Consider the following 16,635-nt stretch of genomic DNA (forward strand, 5'->3'; position numbering starts at 1 on the left):
TTTCAAAAATAGTAAAAGATTCTATCAATATACTTCACATTATAACTCAGACATCGAACGACATAAACTTTAATTTTATCAATTACTTGATTACAGCCACATGAATGAATCACTTCTGCCATGTTTTTTATCATCAGTTGCCATGGAATTTCCACTTGTTGTCAACGCATTTGCCAATAGAAAAACTTTAGGGATAATGAATTGAAAAAGCCTAATCCTCCTATTTTTACTGAGGAATTAGGCTTTTGTTAAGCTTTCCGGCACAGTATTGTTGTACTGCGTAGCAACCTACTTCATATTTTGGTCACTAACTTAATCCACTTATAACCATCCAGCATTTATAACAGAATTTTTTGTAAGTATAATTAGATATACGAGTCTACTTTTTGGGCTGATCAAGTGCTTGGTAAGCTACCTGATACTTTCCTCCATCCGCAACTTCTGAATGGTACAAGGCCTTGAGGGCATTGTTTTTCTCAAGACCATGCTCAGCCTTCAGTTCTTTAAAGCGTGTATGCAGTTCTTTATTTTCCTTAATTAGTTGTTGCATTTGCGATTTTAAATACTTCAAAATATTTATCTCCTTTCTGAATTTCTGAGTTTAGCTTAAATTTTTACTAGAAATAACCTGTTTAAAAAGATCCCTAAATTGCTCCCGGTCTTCTGCTGTAAAAGGCTTTGGTCCCTTTGTTCGCTGTCCGCTTTTTCTAGCCATTGCACTTAAATAACGTGTTTGTAATAATTGGTCAATATTTTCATTTGTATATCTAAATCCTTTATGGTGGAGAACGATAATTCCTTTTGCTAAACCTAGTGACGCAAGACCATAATCTTGCGTCACGATAATATCTCCTTTTTCCACTAACTTCACAATCCGATAATCTGCAGCATCTGCTCCAGAATCAACATAAATGGTTTTCACTCCTGATGGCTGTTCTGCATTAGAAAAATGAGAAAAGCTTGTAACAAGGATAACCGGAATTTTAAAATCCATTGCTTCTGCAATAATATTATCTTTCACCGGACAAGCATCTGCATCCACATAAATTTTCATCTTTCCCTCCTGTTAAGAAGTTCGACTTACTATTTAACTTAATCTTTTTCAACTATAAAAGAGACTGGTGAATTTTGTTTAAAAATAATTAAGAGTTCTTCCTTTTGCTGTATTTTTATATCTTCATATTATACTTTATAGAATTTTGTTGGCAAATGTTCGTTCAATTGCCTACAAAATAGGTTGCTAAATCATCTGCTTTTATTAAATCTCTAGGATACCTTAGAACTGAATACTTGATTATAATGTCACACACTTTATAAGTGTAAAAGAAAAAGGATAAATGACAGGATGATCACCTGTATACATCTATCCTTTTTATACAACAAAAGACATCATTTACCACAATAACAATATTGTTTGTTGATCAACTCTCGCTCCCGTTTGTATAAGTACAATAGTTCACAAATTTACTTTGCAAAGCGGTAACACTTTTAATAATTTCATAGTATTGTTGTACTGCGCACTTAACAATAAACCTCTAATGTAGGATTTGTATAAATAAAAAAATGCGTAAGAAACTAAATAAACTAGACCAACAGCATTTAGTCTTTTCGAATTTAAGAGGTGTTAAAAAGATAATGAAAAAGAAAATAATTATTTCTGATAGATGCAAAATTCATATGGAAGTTCATCAGAATGATTTCTTTTTTGATTGGGAAGAAGTGCTAAAGAGCTATGAGCAAGATGGCTATTTCGACCACCTTTCAAATCAATCAGAGAAACTCATTATTAATTCACCCGTACCCATTGGAATTTCAACATTGGTAAACACGGATGAGAATTCAGAAATCGTTTACGCTAAGCGTAAAGAGAGAAATTTATATACTAGGTTTGTTAAAAATAGAGAGGGCAGCATTACCAGTTCCTTTGTTGTAATCCTTAACAGAACCAGACATAACAACAATCAATACTTATTAGTCACTATGTTTCCCGGCAATGGGGCTTATAAAGAACCTGAAGATCCTAACATCAAAACAAAACGAGAACTCATCGAGTCTTTGCTTTTTTGGGAAAATCACGCTTTGGTGTTTGATAAAAGTACAATCGATTACAAAACAATCACTCCTGTATGTCCATATAAAGATCTTTATAGTGGACTTTCATTGAGTAATTTTAGAAGGTTGAAATCATATTTATAGACCTTTTTTAAGTTCTTTATAGTTTTTCACAAAGTCTTCTATAATTGTAGATTTTTGCTGTACAGTATGTGTCTACTACGTACTACAAGAGTTACCCTAAAATCAGTCCCGTCTCGTTTGCGCAAGGCTGGTCTTGTTTAATCAAATTTTTTTACATGATTGATACTCCAAACTTTAGATTTATTTTATTTATTCCTCCTATTACCAGTAATATTGCGGTGGTGACCGTCTTATTATTCTTTGTACACTTCATGTAATTGAAGTCGTACATTTCAATGGCTGTAATTAATTACTCTTCATCTTCCTGGTAAATCTATATTAAACTGGTCACCCGCAAGAAGATTGGGATACTTCTTTATTAACCCCTGAAACAAATCCTCTGAATCCTATATACCAATTAATGGATAGGTTTTATATTGCTCCAAAAAAAATGCTCTCTGACATATTTGATGTCAAAGAGCAAACAATCACACTATTTATTTCACAACCTTCTCCCTTACCTCTTCAATCCTCAACAATTCCTTCACTTTCTGGTCAATCTTCTCAATCTCAGCCGATGAGTTCTTCCACCAGTTTCGACTCCAAATACGTTCGATTGTCCAGCCTCTGCTTTCAAGGAACCGTTGACGATAGACATCTCTTTCCTTGGCATTAGCCGAGCTATGATACATGGCTCCATCACATTCGATCCCCAAAATATACCTCGATGAATCATGCGGATGAATAATAGCCATGTCAATTCTATATCCTGACATCCCCACTTGAGTTGTTACATCGTATCCGAGATTTCTCAATTGATGGTAAACCTGTTCTTCAAATGGAGAGTCAAATTGCAATTCTTTTTCTTGCACATGTGTATTTACATTTTTATTTACTTCTTGCACAACAGCATTTATCTGTTCTACTTGTGCATGTGATACTGCTCTTACATATTTTAGATAAGCTTTTAATAATTTCGGACCCATCTGAGATGTATTAGCAACATTTAGTTCTTCCGGTTCAATACTAGAAACTACCGTGATTCCTTCTTTTGCCCGTGTGACGGCAACGTTTAGACGGTTCTCTCCACCTTTTTGATTCAGCATCCCAAACCGATTATAAACCTTGCCTTCTTCATTCTTTGCATATGCAATTGAGAAGAGAATAATGTCCCTTTCATCCCCTTGGACATTTTCAATAATTTTCACGAAAACACGCTCATCCAAATCTCTAGTTAACATTTGATTATAAACAGAACTGAATTCCTCATCTTCACTTACAAGCTTATCAATCTGATCCTGGATTTTCGACTGTTGCTTAGAGTTAAAGGTAATGATCCCCACCGTTTATCCTGGTTGATTGATTAATATATCTTTCAAGATAGTAACAATCTCAATCACTTCTACTTCATTTGACTGTATAATCCAACCTCCATTGACTTTTTTCTAGTGAATGGCTGGTGGTTTTTTAAATGGAACCACATTGTTTTATTGGTGCCTGACACCATAAAAAGATCAAAATTAAAAAATAATGACATTGTTAACTATTTTACATTATTTTTTGAACTTTCAAAATATAATAAACCTAAGGAAATAGCATTTTATCATTAGCCAACTCAGCAAGCTCTTCAATATTATTAATCACATATAACTTTCCTTTTTTTACAATATATGAATGATCTTCCAGCCATTTAATATTCTTTGCAATGGTTACCCTTGTAGTACCTAGCAAGTTTGCCATTTCTTGATGAGTAAAACTAATGGTTACTTGAACCTGTTTCTCACCTGTCCTTACGCCATATTGTAAAGATAGCTGAATGAAAGCTGCACAAACCCTTGGCAGGGCTTTCATATAGCTTAATTGTAAAGATTGCGAACACAAAAGCCGATATTTTTTAGTAATAAGGTCAAGAGTTTGATGAATGTATTGCGGGTTTTTCGAAAGAAAGTCAAAAAAGGTTGGGATTGAAATTCTATGTAGTATTACTTCAGAAGCGGTTATTGCATTAGTAGCATAACGGGAGTCACCATTCAAAGAACACTCACCTAGTAGCCCATTTTTCCCGATAATTGTGAGCGCCTTTTCTTCTCCGTTTGGTGAAATCAAGAACAACCGAACGCGCCCAGATTCAATTAAATATATATAATGGCCAACTTCGTTTTGGTGGAAAATAGTTTCGTGCTTTTCAAATCTAATTTGTTCGGATTTTTGCTTTAATTCCTGCCATGTGAAAGGAAGATAGTCCAGCCAAGGATTGAGCAAATTGAACTCATTAACAATATCATTCATTTTCTTCACCTCATTTTGATATGAAAGGACTTTGCTTATGGAAAATTTAGTAGGAATTAGATCGGAATTTCCCATCTTAGAAAAGAAAATCATACTTTCAAGTTGTTCACAAAGTGCAATTTCACGTAAGGTAATTGAAGCCATGGATGCATATAAAAATAGCTTAATAGAAGAAGGTATGTCTTGGGATGTTTGGATGGAACAGGTGAATAGCGCAAAGGTGAAATTCTCTGAACTTATTAACTGTAGACCTGATGAAGTAGCCATTTTATCTTCAGTTTCTGATTCTATTTCATCTATATTACACTCATTAGATTTAAATATGCAAGAGGTTTGTGTAACAGAAATGGATTTTCCTTGTATTGGTCAAGCAGTATTGGCACAAAAAAGACTTCAAAATTTTAAGATTACATTTATACCATCGGATAATAATGTCATACCACTTGAATACTATGAAGCATATATTTCTGAGAAAACAGGACTTACCTGTATTCCCCATGTTTCCTATTACAATGGATTCAAACAAGATATTAAAGAAATCGCAAAAATTGCCCATAAAAAGGGATCTCTTCTTTTAGTAGATGCCTATCAGTCTGCCGGCAGTATGGAAATAGACGTTAAAGATATGGATATTGATATATTGGTAACGGGAATGCAGAAGTATCTTCTAGGGGTACCTGGCCTCTCATTCCTTTATGTAAAAAAAGAGATTTCGGAACAATTATCACCGTCGACCATTGGATGGTTTGGGCAGAAAAACCCTTTTGACTTTAATTTAAAATCATTGGAATTAGCTGAGTCCACGCAGCGATTTAATACTGGGACCCCTCCAGTGGTTAATGCTTATATCGCTGATGCAGCTCTTTCTCTCATTAATGAGATTGGGATCAAGGCAATAGAGCAGCATTTGAACAATTTATCATCTTATACTTTAGAAACGGCTACGCAAATGGGATTTCAGATTGCTAGTCCATTAGATTTACAAACGAAAGGTGCCAGCACAGCAATTTATATTAAGGATGCTAATAGGATTGAAAATTTATTGAAAGAGCAAGGCATCATTGTATCGGCCCGAAAAGATGTCATCCGTATCGCACCACATATTTATAATACCAAAGAAGACATTTATGAAAGTTTAGCTCAATTAAGCCGTTTAACTTTGTAATTCCCCCTATTATACTTATTGATTGAGTCTAGCCTAATATTAGGCTAGCTATTTTTTTGAAATTAAAAACGCACCTTTCAAAACAGGTGCGCTCAATTTAATAATTGGGGATTATTAAAGGTTCTGGCTTATCATTATTTTTTGCTGTCCCTTCATATGAATGACTTTGCCAATTTCCTCAAGTTCTACCAAATCTTCTTCTACCACTCTTGCAAAAAGATTACCTGGAATCCAACCAGCTGGAAAAAAGGTGCGTGCATCTTTTCCATAAAAAAGCCCAAAATCATAGATTGGAGTTGGAATTCCCCCCCATGCGTACTCAGGCATAAAGGTAAAAAGAATATCTCCTGGCTGAGGGAAACACGTTAGATTTTCTTTTGCTGGATCATGAAGAGATGTATCTTTACAAACATCTACTGGCAATTGGATAGAAATTTCTTTCCCTGTATACATTGCATGCCTTCCGGTTGTATAAATAGGGTTCCCAAGCAATCTCATGAAAGCGGCACTTGTCGAAGGGGCCTTCTCATTTAATACTCTTGCCTTGAGTGAAACATCTGAATCTAAAAAGGTAATCGTAAATGTATTCAAATTATCTTTCCCTCCTATACCACACTCGGTTCAAAAATCAGCTGGTTATTTTTAAATCGCCGATAATTTAAACTTGAAACATCAATTTTTGGTGTTTGGTCAGCCACGATTGTAGCTACAGCCTCCCCAACCGCAGGTGACATCATAAACCCATGACCGCTCATTCCCACCGCCTGATAATAACCTGGTAACCCATCTACACAACCCAAAATAGCCTGATGGTCCGGAGTACTGTCGTATGTACCATCAACATGTGAATGGATGACAAGATCCGTAAGAGGCGGAAAAATTTCTGTACCGACTTCTGCAGCTCTTAACTGAAAATCAAACATATTAAACGGTGGCTGCAAGTCTTTTCCAAGATAACTTAAATAAATAGTCCCATCGGTTAATTGTTTGGCTGCAAACCCCATTTCAAATGAAATAAGCAGGGGCTCAAGAATTCGTTCTGAAACTCGATTGGTATATAAAATTCGTCTTACTTCAAAATTAATAGGCAAATCTACGTCAGCAGTTTTTGCTAATGCTTTAGAACCCAATCCAGCCGCATTCACGACTTTATCACAAGTAATGCTCCCACGATTTTTACAATAAACTCCCTTAACCACGCCATTCTCTACAATGATTCGCTCCACATCATCATTTATGAATTGAACACCTTTCCGCTTTGCAGCTGTCGCAAAGCTATGCGTAACATGATAGGCATCATCTGCGAACCCATCGGTTTCACAAAAGGAAGCTGCAATGAAACTTGATTCGTTAATACCTGGTACAATTTCTTTTGTTTCTAAAGGGGATAAAAACTTAGTAGGGATTCCAAGTGAGTTTTGTAATGCCACACTCTGAGCATATTTCCTTTTTGCCTCTTCGGAATGGAACGTATATAGGTATCCAACTTCTCTAAATTTTATTTCATGCTCTGGCTCAAGAAATTCATTAATATTTCTAAAAAACTCTGTTGATGCTTTAGACATGATACAGTTAATTTCTGTACCCCACTGCTGCCTGACACCCCCTGGGCAAATCCCGGTGATATCTGATGCTATTCCAGCTTTATCAATAACTAATACATTTGAATATCCTTTTTCGGTGAGAAAATAAGAGATGGAACAGCCAATGATTCCGGCTCCAACAATAATGACATCGTAATTTTTCATACTACTCTCCCTTTCTAGGATTTAACGAAGATGACACGCAACCCAGTGGCCATTTCCTGTATCCTTTAGTTCTGGAGATATCGACATGCATTCCTCCATAACGTATGGACAACGAGTATGGAACCGGCAGCCTTCAGGTGGATTCACTGGACTCGGGATATCCCCATTTAAGATAATCCGTTGCCTTTTTAATTTGGGGTCTGGTCTTGGGATGGCAGACAATAACGCTTTTGAATACGGGTGTTTAGCATTGTCGAAAAATTCATCACGATCCGCGATCTCTACTATTTTCCCTAGGTACATGACAGCAATCCGGTTTGAAATATGCTTAACGACACCTAGATTATGTGTGATGAATAAGTATGTTAAACCATATTTCTTTTGAAGGTCTTGAATAAGATTTAATACCTGTGCTTGTACAGATACATCAAGTGCCGATACAGGTTCATCCATAATAATTAGTTTTGGATTTACAGCTAATGCCCTTGCAATACCGATTCTTTGCCGCTGGCCGCCAGAAAATTCATGCGGATACCGATCGATATAGGCATGGTTTAATCCTACATCCTGCATAATTTGCTTAACTCTTTCTTTTCGTTCTTTTTTAGATATGTCTAAATGGATAGACATTGGTTCTTCCAGAATTTGCTCTACCTTTAAGCGAGGATTTAGTGAGGCATATGGGTCCTGAAATACAATTTGCATATCCTTTCTTTTTTGTTTTAAATTTTTGGATGTGAGTGCTCGAATGTCCTCATTCTCAATTAGAATTCGTCCTTCGGTTGCCTCGATTAATCGAAGAATTACCCTGCCTGCAGTTGACTTTCCACACCCAGACTCACCAACAAGTCCCAGCGTTTCACCTTTATCTATATGAAAGCTTATATCATCCACTGCCTTTACAACGCTCGTTGACTTCGTAATTAGCTTATCTCCCTCGACAGGAAACCACTTTTTAAGATTTTCCACCTGTAGCAATTTCTCTGCCATGTAAATCCCCCTTTCCAACTGGCCATTGGTTTGAATAGATCCAACACCTAATTTTACTGTCTTTGCATTCAATAAGCGGAGGTTCCTCCTGCAGGCAAATGGATTGTGCATATTCGCACCTGTTTGCAAATCGACAGCCTTGTGTTACTTCAGAAGGATGAGGAACTTGCCCAGTAATTGGATTAAGCCGTTCGACCCTGCCATCAATATTAGGAATGGACTTGAGTAGTCCAATAGAATAGGGATGCTTGGGAGATTCGAAGAATGATTCGACATCGGCATATTCCACAATCCTGCCAAGGTACATTACAGCAACTTTATCGGCTGTTTCCGCAACTACACCAAGGTCATGAGTAATCAATAGAATGGACGTATTCAACCTATCCTTCAGATCATTCATAAGTTCTAATATTTGCGCCTGTGTTGTCACATCAAGTGCCGTTGTTGGTTCATCAGCAATAAGCAAATCAGGGTTACATGCTAAAGCCATTGCAATCATTACCCTTTGTCTCATTCCGCCAGATAACTGATGAGGATACTGCTCTGCCCTTTTTTCTGCCGAGGGTATTCCCACTAATTTAAGCATCTCAATTGCCTTAGCTCTTGCTTCTTTAGACGAAAGTCCTTGGTGCTGGGTAAGAACCTCCATAATTTGATTACCAACCGTAAAAACTGGATTTAACGATGTCATTGGTTCCTGAAAAATCATGGAGATATCATTTCCTCTTATTTTTCTAATCTCTTTTTCTCCCATTTTTACGAGATCTTTTCCTTTAAAAACTACTTCACCCTCAATAATTTTTCCATGAGGCTTAGATATGAGCTGTAAAATGGACAGTGAGGTAACACTCTTACCACTTCCCGACTCCCCCACTATTCCTAAAGTTTCCCCTTTTTTTAAGTCAAAAGTAACCCCATCAACTGCAGCCGTTTCCTTGCCATCCTGATAAAAATATGTTTTTAAATTCTTGACCTCCAATAAGTTTTCCATAGCCATTCTCCTTTGACTTAGATATGGATATGTCTCGGAGTATTAGTCAGAACTTCACAACCGTTGTTCGTAACTAGGACAACATCCTCCACCCGAACACCCGCTTTTCCAGGTAAATATAATCCTGGTTCAATGGTGAATACCATTCCCGGTTCTAATACCTCTTCAGATTGCAAGACAATCCTTGGATTTTCATGAATTTGTAATCCTACACCATGTCCAAGACCTCTTAAACTGTAACTCTCTAGCCTCTCCCTAAAAAATACTTCTCTTGCAATAGCATCTAAATCATGACCGGTCATTCCGGGCTTTACTTCTTCAATGGCCCGTTCTAAAGCTTCATGAACAAGGTGATAATATCTTTTTAATTCCTCATTAGGAATACCAATCCAGAGCGTACGTGTCATATCTGACATATATCCTTGATATTTAACTCCATAATCGATTAATAGAAGATGATTCTCCTTAACTTGATTATTTGAAGGAACCGCATGTGGAAGTGCGGCACGTACGTCCGCAGCAACGATTGTTCCAAAGGCAGGACCATCATGCCCGTGTTTTCCCATCAAATATTCTAATTCTACTGCGACTTCCCTTTCAGTCATTCCAGGTTTTATTAACGGTATTAGATCTTTAAAAGCTTTGTCTGAAATAGCAATAGACTGGCGGATTATTTTAATTTCCTCATCATCCTTGATCCTTCTTATTTTGAGGAGTTCACTTGTAAGGGGAACCCATTCACATTTCTGGATTAAGGATTTAAGTCTATTAAATAGGTGTACAGAAAGTGATTCTGATTCAAAACCGATGGTCGATATCTTTTTGTCCTGAAAAACAGATTGGATTGTTACAAATGGATCAATTCCATGTGTGATGACATCAAAATCAGTGGCCTGTTCCTTTGCCTGTTCCGTATATCTTTGATCAGTAATCAAGCCGCAATACTTAGATGTAATAAGCAAATAGCCGTTGCTTCCAGAAAAACCTGAAAAATATCTTCTATTTTCATAGGATTGGATAAACAAGGCATCCAGCCCCCTGTTATCCATCAGATTACGCAGCTTTTTTATCCTACTGTTCATCCTTTCACCTCCATAGGGGTACCTCATATAGTCAGGGTGATATCTCCCTCTTGTGCCCGAGCGATATCACCCTTTCCACTAACCCTATTTATTCCTTTATTGCCCAATCTTTAGCATTGAATGTAGCTCCTCTAAAATCCGGATCGAAACCGGCCACTCTATTATTTACGACGAAAGGTGATACCTGCTCATATAATGGAATCCATATTTCATCTTCTGCGAGTTTCTTCCCAACTTCCCAAATTAATTTTTGGCGTTTTTCTAAATCAATTTCCTTGGTCTGCTGCTCTAACAATTGGTCTACTTTTGGATCCGAATAGCTGACGAAATTATATCCGTTAGGCGGCATATACGCAGTTCCGAAATAACTTCTATATTCATCTGGATCCGCTTCAACACCAAAACCAAGGATATAGGCATCATAATCGTCCTTTGTTACTGCTCTTTGTTTTCCATCCTTTGTTTTCGGTAAAAGTTTTGTGACCAGCGTTGGAAAATCAAGCGATCTAATCTCCATTTTTACGCCAACTTTCTCCCACATTTCTTTTAAGAGAACGGCTGATTTTTCTCTTTCTTTTGTACCGGTAGGAACTTCCATCGTAAAGCTGAGTTCTTTCCCATCCTTTGCATAAATTCCCTTACTATTTTTCTTATAACCGGCTTCTTCCAGCAGGGCCTCGGCCTTAGCCTTATCATAATCGTAGACTGGTAGATCAGGATTATGTGACCAATGCTTAGACGGGAAAATATCATCCGCAACTTGACCATATTTACCAAGAATAGAAGAAACGATTGCTTTTTTATCAATGGCATGTGCTAATGCTTGACGGACCCTAACATCTTTAAACAGAGCATTTTTTGAATTGAACCCTACATAGTACACACTTAACGATGTTTGAGTAACTAATCCCGCGTAGTCAAGACTACTCACAGAAGGAGTTTCGGCAACAGGTACCGGGGTAATATCAACATCCTTACTTAATACAGATGCTAACATTGTATTTGCATCCCCAAAACGAACAATGATCTTATCTAACTTAGGTGCTCCGCCAAAATAATCTTTGTTTGCCTCTAATTCTATATATTGTCCAGTTTCCCATTTAACAAATTTAAAAGGACCCGTTCCAATTGGAGCACGATTTGACTGGTGTTTTTCCCATTCACCAGGTGATACATCCTTTAAAATGTGTTCCGGAACAATCCCAATAAATAATCCAGAAATAAATGGTGCAAATGGTTCTTTCGTTGTAAATTTAATGGTATTGTCATCAATGACCTCAATACCTGCAACCTTATCGGCCTTGCCTTCTTTGTATTCTGCTGCTCCTACAATGGGATCGACTCTCCAATAGGCCCCTGCATCATATTTAGCATCTGCCAACGATGTAAAAGTAAATTCAACATCCTTTGCCGTGAATGGCACCCCATCATGCCATTTCACGCCTTTTTTAAGATGGAATGTATAGGACTTGCCATCCTCTGACACATCCCAACTTTCTGCTAAACTACCAACCATTTTTAATTCTTTATCTGGTATAACAAGCGAATCATATATCATATGGGTGACATTCGTATCTGAGGTAGTTGCCCAAATGACAGGGTTAAGATTACCTGGTTCACTATTAAAGGCAACGGTAACGGTGCCCCCTACTTTTTCCTTTACTTCTTTTGCTGGCTCGTTATTTTTCTCTTGGTTCTTTGTGTTGGAAGCACTCTCAGATGAACAAGCAGATAATAATAGTGTGAAAATTAAGAAAATTAATCCGATAAGACTTCTCTTTTTCTTCATTATAATATCCCCCTCTATTTAATTTTTAACTTTTGGGTCTAATGCATCCCGTAAGCCATCCCCTACAAAATTAATACAAAGAATGGTGAGTAAAATAGCAAATCCAGCAGGCATCCATACCCAAGGTTTAAATTGTAAAACCATAATCGATGTAGCCTCATTTAGCATATTGCCCCAACTCGGGACAGGTTGCTGTACTCCAACTCCTAAAAAGCTTAATGCTGATTCGGTTAAAATCGCCTCGGCAGTTTGTAATGTTCCCTGGACTACAATTGGTGCCATGATATTGGGCAGGATATGCCTTAAAATGATAATAGCATCGTTCTGACCCATTGCCCTTGTTGCTTCGATGTATTCCATTTCCCGAAGACGCAATACTTCCCCCCTTACAAGCCTTGTCATCGTTGTCCAACTAACCAAACCAATGATAATTATGACGTTGAGAAGGCTGGGCTTTAAAATGGTGGCTACGGTAATGGCTAAGAATAATACCGGGAAACAAATGACGACATCAGTTATACGCATAATAACAGTATCAACCCATTTCCCGTAAAAGCCAGCTACAAGTCCGAGAAACACCCCTGTTATTGTTGCAATCATAACTGCAACAAATGCCACAGTGAGGGAAACCCTCCCACCATAAATGATCCTCGATAGCATATCTCTTCCTAGACTATCAGTGCCTAGTAGATGACCATCGCCTGGCGGTGCCAGCACATTAATGTCCCCAAATTCTCCTTTCGTTGATTCATAGGGACTGTAAGGAGATATAAGTGGTGCTAAAATTGCTAGAATGAGAAATATCAGAAGTATAATGGCACCGAAGACCGCAAGTTTATTCTTTTTAAATCTTTTCCAAGCAGCATGATCCCGCCATCTTTTCTTTGTATTTTTCTGAACGATCTCTGTGTTTGTTTGCTGTACCTCAATACTGCCATTCAAGGACAATCCCCCCTTCCCCACTTTTTTAATACCTAATCCGTGGATCTGCCCATGCATACATGACATCTGCCAGTAAGTTACCGGCCATAACTAAAATGGATGTAAACAGATTTAGAGCCATAATAACGGGGTATTCCCTTGCAACAATAGATTGAATTCCTAAGCTGCCCATTCCAGGCCAGTTAAAAATATGTTCTGTGATATATGCCCCACCAAACAAAAAGGGAATGGATAGTCCGAATATGGTGATCACTGGAATTAAAGCGTTCCTTAATGCATGTTTGAGATATACTTTTGCTTTGCTTAACCCTTTGGAGTCTGCTGTTCGAATAAATTCCTGATTCAGGACTTCCAGCATACTGGAACGTGTAAAACGCATAACAACTGCCACTGTCGGTAATGCCAAGACAAGAGCTGGCATAATCACGTGCTTAAAATAATCCATAAAGAGGGCAAATCCAGTATAATTGGCCCCTATTGTAACCATCCCAGAAGTTGGAAGCCATCCTAGCTTTAAAGCAAAGATAAAAATCATACCTAAACCAAAAAAGAATGATGGAATAGAGATGCCTATGAAAGACATAACAGTCAATACATAATCAGGCAATTTATTTCGCTTAGTTGCGGAGTATACCCCTAAAGGAACTCCTAAAACAAACGCAATAATAAAGGCAGTCCCTGTCAACAGTAATGTAGCCGGAAGGCGTTCGAGTATTAACTGGCCAACTGGCTGACCAGTCTTAATCGTATATCCAAGGTTTCCTTGTAAAATTTGCGTAATCCAAGTGAAATACTGGGCTGGAAGGGAATCATTTAACCCAAGGTTTTCTTGAGCTCTTTCTATTTCCTCTGCTGATATTTTTGGATCAATCATGGTTTGCATTGGATTTCCCGGTGCTAACTGCATAATGGCAAAAGTCATAATGGAAATACCAAATAGAATGGGAATCGATTGAAGTAATCTTTTAATCAGGTATTTTTTCAAGAATCCCCTCCCTCGCTTTCCTGTTATTGGAAATAAGAATCAACTCGTCTTGGCGCTCAGATAAATACCTAATTCCATTCGAAGTAACAACAACATTTTCCTCTACAATAAAATGAATACCATTCTCCAAAAAAAGGGTAGGTTCAATGGTGAAAACCATACCTTCTTTTAATTCCCCATACGGTGCGTTTCCATATCGTTTCCATCTAGGACCTAAAAGAATGCCTCCATCATGTACATCTCTCCCAATTTGATGGCCTGTTGCATGAGTAATTTCCGGGTAGCCAAGAGACACATAATAATTTCTAGCTGCCCCGTCCACTTCGTACCCCTTTACACCAGGTTTCATCATAACAGCAGCCCTTGTTATGGCTTTATGAACAGCTGAAAAGGCAGCCTTGATTGGTTCTGGGGCTTCGGTTTCACCTTCTTTTAAAAAGTAAACGGTTCTGGCAATATCCGAAACATATCCATCCACTTCAACGCTAAAGTCGAAGATAACAAGATCGCCTTCATTGATGACAGCCTCACCCGGCCCTCTATGGGCGATATTTTCCTTTAAAACGATAGGCAAGGATAGCGAACGATCCACCCCATTCACAACACCTTCCCGTTCCATTTCTGCAATGAATAAAGTTCCCAATTCGCGTTCTGTCATTCCTGCCTTCATTTTTGTAAATACGCTCTTATAAATTCTTTCTGTTACCTTCACCGCTTTTTCAATTCTTTCAATCTCAGTCTTAGATTTAATACTTCTAATTAGGGTTAGAAATGGTTCTGAGGATACAAATTCCCCATGAAATACCCCTTTAAGAGTATTTTTTAACCAACGGTAACGCCCGGCGGTTAACCCATCAGCCAAATGCTCCTCAACCGAAATATTTAAAGCAATATTCCTTGGGTTTAACTTTCTTACTGTTTCAACTAATAGAGTGTCAAGACTTCCAGTATGCTTACATACTTCATCAAAAAGCTCCGACTCCTCTAAATCTTGAGCATCGATACTACTGCATAATGCCAGTTTTCTTCCTTCTTTTGTAAAGATGAATACACCTGGCCCCACTGTTCCTACCCCTGTAATAAGGGGGATGCAGGGATCACTGCCCTCTGATGTAAGAATGAGCCACATATCAATCTCTAATTCTCTTAAACTATCAACGGTCTGATTCAACTTTTCCTTTTGAATCTGATACATTCTCTCCGCCTCCCCTGCTTATGCAAAATGCCTCCAAAACATCCTTCATCAGTTGTACACCATATTCAAAGGATTCCAGTTCGATATGTTCATCCTTGTTATGCACCCTTTTGAGCACCTCTGTAAATAATGTCAGTGTAGGTGAAAGCCCGTATATTTGGCTGGCCATTTCTCCTATAAATCTTCCATCCGTTTTACCTAAGGCAGTAAAAGGTACCCACCTAATTTTGTAACCCAATCGTTCCGATAGAGTCTTAAACAGCAAAATAATTTCACCCTCAGGGTCGCTTTCATATCCTTGCTGAAAGGATAATAATTGGTAATGTACATCAGGTGGCGCAGTCCATTCTTTCATAAATAATTCAAACTGTTCTCTTGTTTGATTAGGCAGAGTTCTGAATTCTAGAAGAACTTCAGCCTTATAAGGAATCACATTCAACTGATCACCAATACGAATGAGTTCAGGCGTAAAGGTTGTTTCCTTCATATATTCGTAGAGTCTTTTCACCAATTGCCCTTGTTCATTTTCTACAATCATCATCTCTTCCATTTCGTTACGAAACCGTTGAAGAACCGGGTAATTACCTGCAGGAAAACTAATGTTCATTAAGTAGTCAAGTGCCTGTGAAAGCTTTCCTACGGCTTGGTTTTCCGGCGGGCATCCAGCATGCCCCCCGTCTCCTGCTGCTGTGATGGATACCCTTGCTGTTCCCTTTTCACCGGAGGCAAATAACATAAGGGTTTCTCCATTTTCACTTTGGACTGTAAAGCCACCGCCTTCACTTAAAACAATACTGTTATTAAAAACGTCTGGAAACTGTTTGGAAATGAACTCCATTCCTTCCTTGCTTCCATTTTCCTCATCCGCTGTAGCTATAAAGTAGACATCCCGGTTCAACGGGACATTCAATCTTTTTAGATGCAAGAAAGCCATCAGATGCATCACAGTAAGTTGCTTTGTATCAAGCGTTCCCCGCCCCCAAATTTTATTTTCATAGATGTCCCCTGAAAAAGGGGGAAACGTCCACTCTTCTTCCTTCGCTGCAACAACATCTAAGTGTGATAGAAGAATTACTGGTTTTAGATGTTTTTTCTTTCCGGCTAATTTAGAAATAATAGATGTCCTGCCTTTGTTACTGTAAACTATTTGGGAATCTATATTATTGTTGTCTAGGATTTCTTTTAGATAATTGGCTAATAAATATTCGGTAGCAAGCTCATTTGTGGTATTGATTTTGAGCATGTTCATAAAATAATCCAGTGCCTCATTTTTCAAACTCATCT

General features: G+C 37.9%; 16 protein-coding genes. 2 read left to right on the forward strand and 14 right to left on the reverse strand.

Going from position 1 to position 16,635, the window contains the following annotated elements; all coding sequences use genetic code 11:
* Nucleotides 1–379 precede the first annotated feature (379 nt).
* Both QE429_RS14575 and QE429_RS14580 read right to left on the reverse strand, forming a co-directional pair.
* On the reverse strand, nucleotides 380–571 hold the full coding sequence (locus QE429_RS14575) for a hypothetical protein (protein ID WP_048008527.1): 192 nt from the start codon (nucleotides 569–571) through the stop codon (nucleotides 380–382).
* Nucleotides 572–601: 30 nt separating this feature from the next.
* Nucleotides 602–1,054, reverse strand: coding sequence for a YaiI/YqxD family protein (locus tag QE429_RS14580; protein WP_307287907.1), 453 nt, complete (start codon nucleotides 1,052–1,054; stop codon nucleotides 602–604).
* 581 nt (nucleotides 1,055–1,635) lie between these two features.
* On the opposite strand from QE429_RS14580, the gene QE429_RS14585 reads away from it, so the two are divergent.
* Nucleotides 1,636–2,196 carry a hypothetical protein gene (locus tag QE429_RS14585; protein WP_307287909.1) on the forward strand — a complete coding sequence of 187 codons (561 nt, stop codon included), beginning with the start codon at nucleotides 1,636–1,638 and terminating at the stop codon, nucleotides 2,194–2,196.
* A gap of 476 nt (nucleotides 2,197–2,672) precedes the next feature.
* Here the strand turns inward: QE429_RS14585 and QE429_RS14590 are convergent, their stop codons facing one another.
* Nucleotides 2,673–3,518: an AAA domain-containing protein gene (locus tag QE429_RS14590; protein WP_307287910.1), complete on the reverse strand. Its 846-nt coding sequence runs from the start codon at nucleotides 3,516–3,518 to the stop codon at nucleotides 2,673–2,675.
* 241 nt (nucleotides 3,519–3,759) lie between these two features.
* Nucleotides 3,760–4,464: a Crp/Fnr family transcriptional regulator gene (locus tag QE429_RS14595; RefSeq protein ID WP_307287912.1), complete on the reverse strand. Its 705-nt coding sequence runs from the start codon at nucleotides 4,462–4,464 to the stop codon at nucleotides 3,760–3,762.
* 37 nt (nucleotides 4,465–4,501) lie between these two features.
* On the opposite strand from QE429_RS14595, the gene QE429_RS14600 reads away from it, so the two are divergent.
* On the forward strand, nucleotides 4,502–5,629 hold the full coding sequence (locus QE429_RS14600) for an aminotransferase class V-fold PLP-dependent enzyme (RefSeq protein WP_307287914.1): 1,128 nt from the start codon (nucleotides 4,502–4,504) through the stop codon (nucleotides 5,627–5,629).
* Nucleotides 5,630–5,743: 114 nt separating this feature from the next.
* On the opposite strand, the gene QE429_RS14605 is transcribed toward QE429_RS14600, so the two are convergent.
* The 10 genes from QE429_RS14605 to QE429_RS14650 all read right to left on the reverse strand — a co-directional run bounded on the left by QE429_RS14605 (nucleotide 5,744) and on the right by QE429_RS14650 (nucleotide 16,633).
* Nucleotides 5,744–6,220 carry a DUF3830 family protein gene (locus QE429_RS14605; RefSeq protein WP_307287916.1) on the reverse strand — a complete coding sequence of 159 codons (477 nt, stop codon included), beginning with the start codon at nucleotides 6,218–6,220 and terminating at the stop codon, nucleotides 5,744–5,746.
* Nucleotides 6,221–6,234: 14 nt separating this feature from the next.
* A complete protein-coding gene (locus tag QE429_RS14610; RefSeq protein ID WP_307287917.1) occupies nucleotides 6,235–7,377 on the reverse strand; it encodes an NAD(P)/FAD-dependent oxidoreductase in 1,143 nt (380 codons plus the stop codon).
* A 21-nt stretch (nucleotides 7,378–7,398) separates the two neighbouring features.
* The gene (locus QE429_RS14615) at nucleotides 7,399–8,367 is read right to left on the reverse strand and encodes an ABC transporter ATP-binding protein (protein WP_307287918.1); all 969 of its coding nucleotides are present in this window, start codon (nucleotides 8,365–8,367) and stop codon (nucleotides 7,399–7,401) included.
* Complete coding sequence (locus tag QE429_RS14620; RefSeq protein WP_373463203.1) at nucleotides 8,333–9,358, reverse strand: ABC transporter ATP-binding protein; 1,026 nt, start codon at nucleotides 9,356–9,358, stop codon at nucleotides 8,333–8,335. Before QE429_RS14620 ends, QE429_RS14615 begins: the two co-directional genes overlap by 35 nt.
* Nucleotides 9,359–9,375: 17 nt before the next feature.
* On the reverse strand, nucleotides 9,376–10,440 hold the full coding sequence (locus QE429_RS14625; protein WP_307287921.1) for a M24 family metallopeptidase: 1,065 nt from the start codon (nucleotides 10,438–10,440) through the stop codon (nucleotides 9,376–9,378).
* 88 nt (nucleotides 10,441–10,528) lie between these two features.
* A complete protein-coding gene (locus QE429_RS14630) occupies nucleotides 10,529–12,229 on the reverse strand; it encodes a peptide-binding protein (protein WP_307287923.1) in 1,701 nt (566 codons plus the stop codon).
* A gap of 18 nt (nucleotides 12,230–12,247) precedes the next feature.
* Nucleotides 12,248–13,171, reverse strand: a complete 924-nt coding sequence (gene opp4C / locus QE429_RS14635; RefSeq protein ID WP_307287925.1) for an oligopeptide ABC transporter permease — start codon at nucleotides 13,169–13,171, stop codon at nucleotides 12,248–12,250.
* Nucleotides 13,172–13,196: 25 nt separating this feature from the next.
* The gene (locus tag QE429_RS14640; protein WP_307287927.1) at nucleotides 13,197–14,156 is read right to left on the reverse strand and encodes an ABC transporter permease; all 960 of its coding nucleotides are present in this window, start codon (nucleotides 14,154–14,156) and stop codon (nucleotides 13,197–13,199) included.
* Nucleotides 14,137–15,351 (reverse strand): M24 family metallopeptidase, encoded by a 1,215-nt coding sequence (locus QE429_RS14645; protein WP_307287928.1) that lies wholly within the window; start codon nucleotides 15,349–15,351, stop codon nucleotides 14,137–14,139. The genes QE429_RS14640 and QE429_RS14645 overlap by 20 nt, the downstream gene beginning before the upstream one ends.
* Nucleotides 15,311–16,633 (reverse strand): M20/M25/M40 family metallo-hydrolase, encoded by a 1,323-nt coding sequence (locus QE429_RS14650; RefSeq protein WP_307287930.1) that lies wholly within the window; start codon nucleotides 16,631–16,633, stop codon nucleotides 15,311–15,313. The genes QE429_RS14645 and QE429_RS14650 overlap by 41 nt, the downstream gene beginning before the upstream one ends.
* Between the last annotated feature and the right edge of the window lie 2 nt (nucleotides 16,634–16,635).

It is taken from the genome of Bacillus sp. SORGH_AS_0510, from assembly GCF_030818775.1.
In the GTDB taxonomy this organism is placed as follows: domain Bacteria; phylum Bacillota; class Bacilli; order Bacillales; family Cytobacillaceae; genus Neobacillus.

Bases quoted from the DNA above. Each gene is read 5' to 3' on its own strand.
- QE429_RS14580 (WP_307287907.1), bottom strand. From the start codon at position 1,054: ATGAAAATTTATGTGGATGCAGATGCTTGTCCGGTGAAAGATAATATT.
- QE429_RS14585 (WP_307287909.1), top strand. From the start codon at position 1,636: ATGAAAAAGAAAATAATTATTTCTGATAGATGCAAAATTCATATGGAA.
- QE429_RS14595 (WP_307287912.1), bottom strand. From the start codon at position 4,464: ATGAATGATATTGTTAATGAGTTCAATTTGCTCAATCCTTGGCTGGAC.
- QE429_RS14600 (WP_307287914.1), top strand. From the start codon at position 4,502: ATGGAAAATTTAGTAGGAATTAGATCGGAATTTCCCATCTTAGAAAAG.
- QE429_RS14610 (WP_307287917.1), bottom strand. From the start codon at position 7,377: ATGAAAAATTACGATGTCATTATTGTTGGAGCCGGAATCATTGGCTGT.
- QE429_RS14615 (WP_307287918.1), bottom strand. From the start codon at position 8,367: ATGGCAGAGAAATTGCTACAGGTGGAAAATCTTAAAAAGTGGTTTCCT.
- QE429_RS14620 (WP_373463203.1), bottom strand. From the start codon at position 9,358: ATGGAAAACTTATTGGAGGTCAAGAATTTAAAAACATATTTTTATCAG.
- QE429_RS14625 (WP_307287921.1), bottom strand. From the start codon at position 10,440: ATGAACAGTAGGATAAAAAAGCTGCGTAATCTGATGGATAACAGGGGG.
- QE429_RS14630 (WP_307287923.1), bottom strand. From the start codon at position 12,229: ATGAAGAAAAAGAGAAGTCTTATCGGATTAATTTTCTTAATTTTCACA.
- QE429_RS14645 (WP_307287928.1), bottom strand. From the start codon at position 15,351: ATGTATCAGATTCAAAAGGAAAAGTTGAATCAGACCGTTGATAGTTTA.
- QE429_RS14650 (WP_307287930.1), bottom strand. From the start codon at position 16,633: ATGAGTTTGAAAAATGAGGCACTGGATTATTTTATGAACATGCTCAAA.